This window comes from uncultured Sphingomonas sp. (genome assembly GCF_936927845.1).
GTDB lineage: Bacteria > Pseudomonadota > Alphaproteobacteria > Sphingomonadales > Sphingomonadaceae > Sphingomonas.
In genome coordinates this window covers 53,613-62,318 of record NZ_CAKZHV010000055.1, presented here as the reverse complement: position 1 = coordinate 62,318, position 8,706 = coordinate 53,613, and the positions used below count along the sequence as shown (strand labels likewise).

Sequence of the window (8,706 nt, the reverse complement as noted above, 5' to 3'; positions counted from 1 at the left end):
GAAGGGGGTCCCTTTTGGACGCCGATAGGGGGTCCTTTTTGGACGCCGATTGACACGCCTTCGCTGCGTTGACGTGGCACCCAGCGATCGAGGCGAGCTTCTCGTAGGACGGGAAGAGGCGTGCGGTGTCGAACCGGAAGCACGCCAGCAGCGCGTCGAGAACCGTCAGGTCAATCCGACGCAGCCTCAGCTCGGCTGCCTTCAGCTGTGGCGCTATGCCGCGTAGCTCGAGTTCGATCGTCGCGAGGCGGCCGGGGGGCCGATCGGCCGGGCTCCGCTCGAGCAGCTCAGCCTTTTCGACGTCCAGCGCATCTCGGCGCCGTTTCAGGGCGCGGGTTGCCGCAAGCGGATGGTCTCTCCAGCCTTGATGATACAGCTCCTTCGTGGCGGCCGTGAGCGCCTCGCAGTGTGCCACTCCTTGTGCCACCGACCCGTCGCCGAGCCGGCTCCACTGGTTAGCCTCGGGTGCGTCGACGTCGTAGCTGTTCCGGTGAGGAACGCGCCTGGTCGGATCGTCGCTGTGATCCGGTCCGCGTTCGCTTCGCCCTAGGAGGCGAGCAATCGCGCCCTTCTTCAGCTGACGTATCTGTTGTGCGGTAACGGCAGCTTCGTGCTGCTGAGTGGTCGACATCGTTCCGGCCCCGGTGCGGAAGTTCGATGGGCGCACGAAAGCGTCGGCTGAGACGGTGCTCGCCGGCGCTTGTAGTGGATTGGGCGGTGTGTGGGTGAAACGACGATTACGGCGGCGCTCGGGAGCGCCACCGTGAGAACGTTACGGGTACATATTGTGCCGTCGGCTGTGCCGACTCGAACCGTGGTTCGCTGCGCGTTTCGCGCGTTGTGTTAGGGCAGAAACCCGCAGAAAAGCGCGGAAACCGTGGTGCCCCCGGCGTGACTCGAACACGCGGCCTGCGGTTTAGGAAACCGTCGCTCTATCCGGCTGAGCTACGGGGGCAGTGCTGTTGTGCGTACCGTGGGCACGGCGCTTAATCAATCGCACGATGCGCACATCGGCCGCCGGAAACCCTTCTCGAAGCGCAATGGCAGGCCCGCCTGCGCGAAGACACAAAAAGACGGGCGTGTCATGGACATCCACGACACGCCCAAATTGTTCATCGACGCTGAAGTTATGCTTTCTTGAGCGCGTCCGGCTTGTGCGCGGCCTTGGCGCCGCTGTCGGTCTTGACGATATATTGCGGGTCGTCCTTCGACGCCTTGACCGTGTGGCTCTTGATCTTGGTGTCGCTCGTCTGCTTCTTCTCGACGGTGCCGTGCGCTTCGCCGCCGTGCGACTTCCAGGTGACTTCGTCGCCTTTGTGCAGTTCCTTCGCCATCCGACACCTTCCGTTGATATGAATCAATGGGCAATCAATCGGTGGCGGCGGCAAAGGTTGCGCGGCGCGGCGGGTCCCGTGACGGGACACGCCGCGCCGACGGTAGTCAGAACTTGAAGCCGGCAGCGACGCCGTAGCGGCGCGGCTCGATCGTGAACACGTTGGTGAACAGGCCGGACGACTGATCGGTCACGTACATACCGGTCAGCGCGTTGTTCTTGGTCAGGTTGGAGACGAAGCCGCGAACGTAGAAGCGATCGTCGGGCGCGTTCAGCTGGATCTGCGCGTTAACGACCTCATAGCCCGGCAGGCGATCGATCGGGTTCTTGTTGAAGATCGTGCCCCACGAATTGCCGGTGTAGTTCAGGTCGACGCGCGGGACGAGCGTGTAGCCGCTGTCATTGAAGTCGATCGTGTACTGCGCACCGACCGACCATTTGTAAGTCGGCGCGTTGGGCAGCTTGTTGCCACGCACGTTGGTTTCCACGCCCGAGCCGAGCACGGTGAACGGCAGCGCGCCGGTCGGCGTGTTGAACGCCGCGCGCAAGCCTTGCTGGAGCAGGTAGAGACCACCCGCCGCCGGCTGCAACGTCCCGCTCGCCACCTGGGTCAGCACGCTGCAGACCGAGAAGGCGCCTGTCGCATTGGTGCCCTGGACCGGGGTCGCGGCACGCAGACCGAGCGCCGAGGTATTCACCGTGTTGACGAAGGCGTTGGTCAGCGCCGCATTGCCGCTGTTCGACACGACCGCGCAGTTCGATGCGTTGGTGATGTCCTTGATGATCACCGCGTCCGATCGCCCGCCCGACGGATCACGCGGATTGGCAAGGAAACGGTCGTCCGCCACCTTGGTCTTGAGGTAGCTGGCATTCATGTTGACCACGAAGCGCGGGATCGGGCTGACCACCGCCTCGGCCTCGACGCCGTAGATGTCGGCGTTGACGTTGTCGTTGACCGAAGTGCGCGCAACGATGCGCGACAGCTGCAGGTTCTTGTACTTGTAGTAGAAGCCGGTGAGGTTGAGCCGGAAGGCGCCGCCGCCGAAGGTGTTCTTCGATCCGATCTCGAACGCGTCGACCTTCTCGGGTGCGAAGGTGGTCGGCACGGTGAAGACCGGCGACAGCGGCGGGTTGATGCCGCCCGATTTGTACCCGCGTGAATAGGATGCGTAGAGCAGGTTGTCCGGCGTGATCTTGTAATCGACCACCGCGCGGCCCGTCAGACGCGAGAAAGCGACGCTCGCGTCGGCATAGGGCTGGTTGCCCGCGATCGAGGGATCGAAGTCCACCGCGCCGCTGTCGAGCTGCGGGAAAGCGCTCGCGCTGCCATAAGGCACCGGCACGTTTACCAGCGTGGTGCGCGCGCGCACGCTCTTGTCGTCGTGATTGAAACGCAGGCCCAGCGTCAGCTTGAGCTTGTCGTTTGCCTCGAAATAGGTTTCGCCGAAAATGCCGTATGATTTGAGACGGAAATTGGGCGAGCTGTTGCGGTAGAACGGCGTCGCGAGGAAGGCCGTGCCCCCCGACGCACCTGCTCCAAGCAGACCCGCAGCATAATCGAGCCCGAATGCGTTGACGTAATAATCGTTCTGCTGCTTGCTGTCGAAATAGATGCCGCCGAGCAGGAAGTTGAACGGTCCGTCGAACGAGCTGTCGATGTGGGCTTCTGCACTATATTGCCGCACGTGGTTGTACGAACGGTCAAAGTCCAGGCTGGTGGGGGCGCAGATCGAATTGCCGCCATAAACGCCGACGTTGTTCGGATCGGCCAGCGACTGGCACAGCGTGCCGGGGCCGTTCGGGATCAGCGTGTTGCGCAGGTTGTTGAGGAACGCCGCCGGTGCCCCGGGGCGGCCGGCTACATTCAGCGTGTTGAGGCCGGCGTTGCCCGCGAACGAATTCTCCACCGCCAGATTGTAGTCGGAGGTGGAGTCGACGGTGTTCTCCATGTAACCGCCGGTGAAGTTGAAGCTGAGCGGGCCGAAGTCGTGGAACAGCTTCAACGTATATTGCTGCTCCTCGGCGAAATAGGTCGGCTCGGCGTCGATGCGGACGCGGCGCACGTTGTTCGGGTTGGTGACGCCGAAGAAGCTGTCCTGTTGCTGATAGACACTGCCGAGCGCGAAGCCTGCGAGCGCGCCTGCGCCCGAGGCGGTGAGGAACTCGCGGCTGGTCAGGATGGCGGCAAGCGTCGAATTGCCGTTGGTCGTCTGATACGCGAGTTGATCGGGCGCGCAGCCGAGCACGCCGGTCGAGTCGCGATTGCAGAGCTGCTTCTGGATGCGGCTGCGGTTATCCTTTTCGCGGAAATAATAGCCGATCAGGTCGACACGCGTGTCCGAATTCGGCTCCCACGACAACGTGCCGCGCACCGAGTAGAGGTCGCGATCGTCGATCCGGTTGCCGGTATATTCGTTGAAGGTGTAGCCGTCGCGCTTGAGATAGGTGCCCGCCACGCGGATGCCGAGCGTGTCGGTGAACGGCAGGTTGAACATCGCGCGGACGCGCTTCGAATCGTAATTGCCGTATTCGAACTCACCCGCGGCATGGACGCCCGACAGATCGGGCTTGGCGGTGATGAAATTGACCACGCCAGAGGTCGCGTTGCGCCCGAACAACGTGCCCTGCGGCCCGCGCAGCACCTCCACGCGTTCGAGATCGAAGAATTCGCTTTCGAACAGACGCGTGCCGAGCAGCGGCATGTCGTTGACGTGGATCGCGGTTGCGCTGTCGCAGGTCACGCCGACGCACAGGTCACCGACACCGCGGATGGTGAAGCTCGACGAGGTGAAATTGGTCTTGGTGAAGGTGATGTTGGGCAGAGTCTGCTGCAGCGCCACCGGATTGACGATCTGCTGCCGCTCGAGGTTTTCGGCGGTAAAGGCGGTGACCGCGATCGGCACGTCCTGCAACCGCTGCGACTGGCGTTGCGCGGTGACCACGATGTCGCCGGCATAGCCTTGAGTGGCGGACGGCTGCGCATCGGTCGGCGTGGAGGAGGGCGCCTCCTGTCCCGGCCCATTTGTAGGTGCGGTATTCTGCGACGAGGTGGTGGCCCCCGTTTGCGCGTGCGCCGGAACCGAGGTCACGAGCGCGAGCGCCGACGCGGCGAGCAGGTCGAACTTCTTCATGGCATCCCCTCCTGGGAACCGCCCCCGCTCTATGGCGATGTGACGGTGTTTCGATGAACCGGTATGGATGAGACGACAGAAATTTTCGTCCGTCAAACGAAATTATTACGGAAGATTACGCGCTGCGTAGCCGTGGCCGAAAAGAGACTGTTGCGATATCGCGCACGCTTTCTGCTACCACGTGTGCCGGAAGGACGTTTGACCCAGATGACGACGATCGAGAGCGGCGAGCCGGAGGACGGCGATCTGATGGCAGCCGACGGCAAGTTGCCGGTCCCCGACCATGTCGCCGCCGCGATCCGCACGCTGATCGAATGGGCGGGCGACGATCCGACGCGCGAGGGGCTGGTCGACACGCCCAAGCGCGTCGCGCGCGCGTGGAAGGAATATTGCAGCGGCTATGCCGAGGATCCCGGCGTTCACCTGTCGCGCGTGTTCGAGGAGGTCGGCGGCTACGACGAGATCGTGCTGCTGAAGGACATCCCGTTCCAGTCGCACTGCGAGCATCACATGGCGCCGATCATCGGGCGCGCGCACATCGCCTATCTGCCCAAGGATCACGTCGTCGGTATCTCGAAACTCGCCCGCGTGCTCCACGGCTTCGCGCGACGCTTGCAGGTGCAGGAACGGCTGACCGCCGAGGTCGCCGACTGCATCTGGAACGGATTGCGCCCGCAGGGCGTCGCGGTGGTGATCGAGGCGAGCCACGCCTGCATGACCGCGCGCGGCGTGCGTACGCCCGGCGTGTCGATGGTGACCAGCCGGATGATGGGCGTGTTCCGCGACGATGAGCGCAGCCGCAAGGAAGTGCTGTCGCTGATGGGGCTCAGTTGAGCGCATCGATGCGCGTGCTCGTCACCGGTGGCGCGAAGCGGCTGGGCGCGGCGATCGCGCGCGCGGTGGCGGCGGCCGGGCACGAGGTCGTGATCCATTACGGCACGTCGCGCGACGCGGCCGAGGCGCTGGCGCGCGAACTGGGGGGCACTACAGTCGCCGGCGATTTGGCCGAGACGAACAAGCTTCCCGATCTGTTCGCGCGCGCGGGCGGGGGCAGGCCGATCGACGGGCTGGTGAACAGCGCCTCGTTGTTCGAGTATGACGCGCCGGTCGCGATCGACGCGGCGCTCGCCGCGCGGCTCCACTCGGTCAATTGCGTCGCGCCGGCGATGCTGACCGCCGCGCTCGCGGCGCAGGGGGGTGAGGGCGCGGTCGTCAACCTGCTCGATCAGAAGCTCGCCAATCCCAACCCCGATTTCTTTTCCTACAGCTTGAGCAAATATGCGCTCGAGGGCGCGACGACGATGCTGGCGCAGGCGTTCGCGCCGCGCGTGCGCGTCAACGCGGTGTCGCCCGGCCTGACGTTGCCGAGCGGCGACCAGAGCGCGGCCGAGTTCGACCGCGTTGCGCGCGCCAATCTGCTCGAACGCCCGGTCGGTGCAGAGGCGGTGGCAGCGGCGGTCGTCTATTTGCTGGAAGCGCGCAGCGTTACGGGTCAGAACCTGTTCGTCGATTGCGGGCAGCGCTTCCTCGCGCGCGACGGCGACGTGATGTTCGAGGACCGCGATGCCTGATTATACGGTGATCCTCGACGACCTCGACGTTGCGATGCGGCTCGGCATCCACCCGCACGAGGCGACGCCGCAGCGGGTGCGCCTGTCGGTGCGGATGCGCGTTTGCTACGCCTCCGCGCCCAGCGCTGACCGGATCGAGGAAGTGCTCGATTACGACTTCGTGCGCGATGGCATCCACCGCCTCGCCGCCGGTCCAGGCTTCGCGTTGCAGGAAACGCTGGTCGAGGCAGTCGCGGCGCTGTGCCTCGCCGACGCGCGCGTGCGCGAGGTGCGCGTGCGCTCGACCAAGCTCGACATCTACCCCGACGCGACCGTCGGGTGCGAGATCGTCCGCACGCGCGACTGAAGCGTCAGTCGGCCTTCGGCCTGGGCGCGCGCATCCGAATTAGTCCTTCCTGCGCGACGCTCGCCACTAGCCGCCCACCTTGCGTGAAAATCTGCCCGCGGTTGAACCCGCGCGCGTGTCCCGCCCAGGTGCTGTCGCAGGCGTAGAGCAGCCATTCGTCGGCGCGGAACGGCTCGTGCAACCACAAGGCGTGGTCGAGGCTGGCGCTCTGCAGACCCGGTGAGGTCCAGTTGACGCCGTGCGGCAGCATCGACGTGCCGAGCAGCGCCATGTCGCTCGCATAGGCGAGTACCGCGCGGTGCACCGCGGCATCGTCGCCAATGGGTGCGCAGATACGGAACCAGCTGTGCTGCACCGGGTCGGTCGGCTGCGGGTTGAACCATTTGCGCGGATAGACCGGACGAATCTCGATCGGGCGCGGGCGCGTCAGATTGGCGCGGAACCGCTCGTCGACGTGGACGCTCTCGCGCGCGCGGATCGTCGCTTCGCTTTCCAGCGTCTCGGGTGCCGGCACCTCGGGCATCGTCGCCTGGTGGTGATAGCCTTCCTCGGGCACCTGGAACGAGGCGGCCATGTTCAGGATCGCCTGACCACGCTGCATCGCGATCACGCGGCGGGTCGCGAAGCTGCGCCCCTCGAAATCGCGCACCACACGGTAGATGATCGGGTGCTGCTCGTCGCCCGCGCGCATGAAATAAGCGTGGAGCGAATGCGCGATCTTGGGCGCATCGGTCGAGCGCTGCGCCGCCTGCAACGCCTGCGCGATCACCTGCCCGCCGAACACGCGCCCGACGCCCCCGCGCGCGCGCCGCCCGCGGTAGAGATCGGTGTCGATCTCCTCGACGTCGAGCAGGTCAACCAGATCGGCGGCGAGATCGGCGGGGGAGGGTGAGGTTTGATCAGTCATTCTTATCCTCCCCATGCTGGGGAGGGGGACCAGCCGCAGGCTGGTGGAGGGAGATCGCCACCTGCGCTCCGCCTGCCGTGCTCCCCCTCCACCAAGCCGATACGCGTCTCGGTCCCACTCCCCGTGCCGGGGAGGACAGCCGCTCGTCAATAGCCCGCCGCGCGTGCGAGCTGGTCGGCGTGGAAGTTCGCGTCGCCGAACATCTCGGCCAACACGCGCCCGCGCTTCATGTAGAAACCGATGTCATACTCGTCGGTCATGCCGATGCCGCCGTGCATCTGCACGCCTTCCTGCACCGCCAGGGTCGTCGCGATCCCGGTCATCGCCTTCGCGACCGACACCGCCGCCTCGGCCCGGTCGTCGCCCGCATCGAGCAGTTGCTGCGCCTTCAACACCGCGGCGCGCGCGACTTCCATCTCCGAATACAGGTGCGCGGCGCGGTGCTGCAGCGCCTGGTAGCTGCCGATCACCGTCCCGAACTGCTTGCGTTCCTTCAGGTAGCCGAGCGTCATGTCCATCGCGCCGCCGCCGACGCCCAGCATCTCTGCCGCCGCACCCGTGCGCCCCGCGCGCAGCAGCCGGCCGAGCGGGCCGCGCCCGGCATCGACCTCGCCGATCACCGCGTCGGCGTCGACCTCGACCCCGTCGAACTCGATGCGCGCCGCCAGGCTCGCGTCGGTCAGCCGCTCCGCCCGCGTGGACAGATTGGCCGCGTCGCGCGGCACCGCGAACAACGTCACGCCTTCATCGTCCTCGGCCGAGCCCGCGGTGCGCGCCGCGACGATCAGCAGGTCGGCGACATGGCCGTGCGTCACGAACTGCTTCGCGCCGGTCAGCTTGAAGCCATTGCCAGACCGCTCCGCCTTCATCGCCACCGCGTTGCGATGCTTCGCGCCCTCGTCGATCGCGAGGCCCACGACCGTGTCGCCCGAGATGATGCCGGGGAACCAGCGTTCGGCCTGCGCGCTGCCCTTCAACGCCTCGACCGCCGCGACCGCGGTGGTGAGGAACGGCGAGGGCGACAGGTTGCGCCCGATCTCTTCGAGCACCACGCCCGCCTCGACATGGCCGAGCCCGAGCCCGCCCTGATCCTCGCCGATCAGCATGCCGGTGAATCCCATCTCGGCGAACTGCTTCCACAGGTCGCGGCTGAACCCGGTCTGGTCGTCGGCGTCGCGCAGCGCGCGCATGTGGCTGACGGGCGCGTGTTCGGCGACGAAATCCTTCGCGGTGTCGCGCAGCATCGTCTGTTCGTCGTTCAAGAAAAGCGGCATTCTATGACTCCCTCTCCCCGGTGGGGAGCGGCGGGTCGGTCAGGCTCCCAGCCTGACCTTGATCGCACGGGGTGCGATCAACCCGCCGCTGGCTGGGGCGAGGGGACGCCCCACGCACCAGCCCAAATTTGATGTTGTCGAGTG

The 8,706-nt window shown here is 65.8% G+C and carries 8 protein-coding genes and 1 tRNA gene; 3 read left to right on the top strand and 6 right to left on the bottom strand.

Features of this window, described 5'->3' with window-relative positions; genetic code table 11:
* The 4 genes from Q0579_RS07745 to Q0579_RS07730 form a co-directional block, all read right to left on the bottom strand.
* Positions 1 to 631, bottom strand: a 631-nt coding sequence (locus Q0579_RS07745) for a hypothetical protein (protein ID WP_298810810.1), incomplete at its 3' end; no start/stop codon positions are given.
* 247 nt (positions 632 to 878) lie between these two features.
* A tRNA-Arg gene (locus Q0579_RS07740) sits at positions 879 to 955 on the bottom strand.
* A gap of 172 nt (positions 956 to 1,127) precedes the next feature.
* Positions 1,128 to 1,334, bottom strand: a complete 207-nt coding sequence (locus tag Q0579_RS07735) for a DUF2945 domain-containing protein (RefSeq protein ID WP_298810808.1) — start codon at positions 1,332 to 1,334, stop codon at positions 1,128 to 1,130.
* Between the two features lie 106 nt (positions 1,335 to 1,440).
* Positions 1,441 to 4,464, bottom strand: a complete 3,024-nt coding sequence (locus tag Q0579_RS07730) for a TonB-dependent receptor (protein WP_298810805.1) — start codon at positions 4,462 to 4,464, stop codon at positions 1,441 to 1,443.
* 207 nt (positions 4,465 to 4,671) lie between these two features.
* Between Q0579_RS07730 and folE the strand changes: the two genes are divergently transcribed.
* The 3 genes from folE to Q0579_RS07715 are packed head-to-tail and all read left to right on the top strand — an operon-like array spanning position 4,672 to position 6,381.
* Positions 4,672 to 5,298 carry a GTP cyclohydrolase I FolE gene (gene folE / locus Q0579_RS07725; protein ID WP_298810804.1) on the top strand — a complete coding sequence of 209 codons (627 nt, stop codon included), beginning with the start codon at positions 4,672 to 4,674 and terminating at the stop codon, positions 5,296 to 5,298.
* Between the two features lie 8 nt (positions 5,299 to 5,306).
* On the top strand, positions 5,307 to 6,035 hold the full coding sequence (locus tag Q0579_RS07720) for an SDR family oxidoreductase (protein ID WP_298810834.1): 729 nt from the start codon (positions 5,307 to 5,309) through the stop codon (positions 6,033 to 6,035).
* Positions 6,028 to 6,381: a dihydroneopterin aldolase gene (locus Q0579_RS07715; protein WP_298810802.1), complete on the top strand. Its 354-nt coding sequence runs from the start codon at positions 6,028 to 6,030 to the stop codon at positions 6,379 to 6,381. The genes Q0579_RS07720 and Q0579_RS07715 overlap by 8 nt, the downstream gene beginning before the upstream one ends.
* Before the next feature lie 4 nt (positions 6,382 to 6,385).
* Here Q0579_RS07715 and Q0579_RS07710 read toward each other — a convergent pair whose 3' ends face one another.
* Together Q0579_RS07710 and Q0579_RS07705 are read right to left on the bottom strand one after the other, a co-directional pair.
* The gene (locus Q0579_RS07710; RefSeq protein ID WP_298810801.1) at positions 6,386 to 7,288 is read right to left on the bottom strand and encodes an acyl-CoA thioesterase II; all 903 of its coding nucleotides are present in this window, start codon (positions 7,286 to 7,288) and stop codon (positions 6,386 to 6,388) included.
* A 146-nt stretch (positions 7,289 to 7,434) separates the two neighbouring features.
* The gene (locus Q0579_RS07705; RefSeq protein ID WP_298810800.1) at positions 7,435 to 8,562 is read right to left on the bottom strand and encodes an acyl-CoA dehydrogenase family protein; all 1,128 of its coding nucleotides are present in this window, start codon (positions 8,560 to 8,562) and stop codon (positions 7,435 to 7,437) included.
* Positions 8,563 to 8,706: the final 144 nt, after the last annotated feature.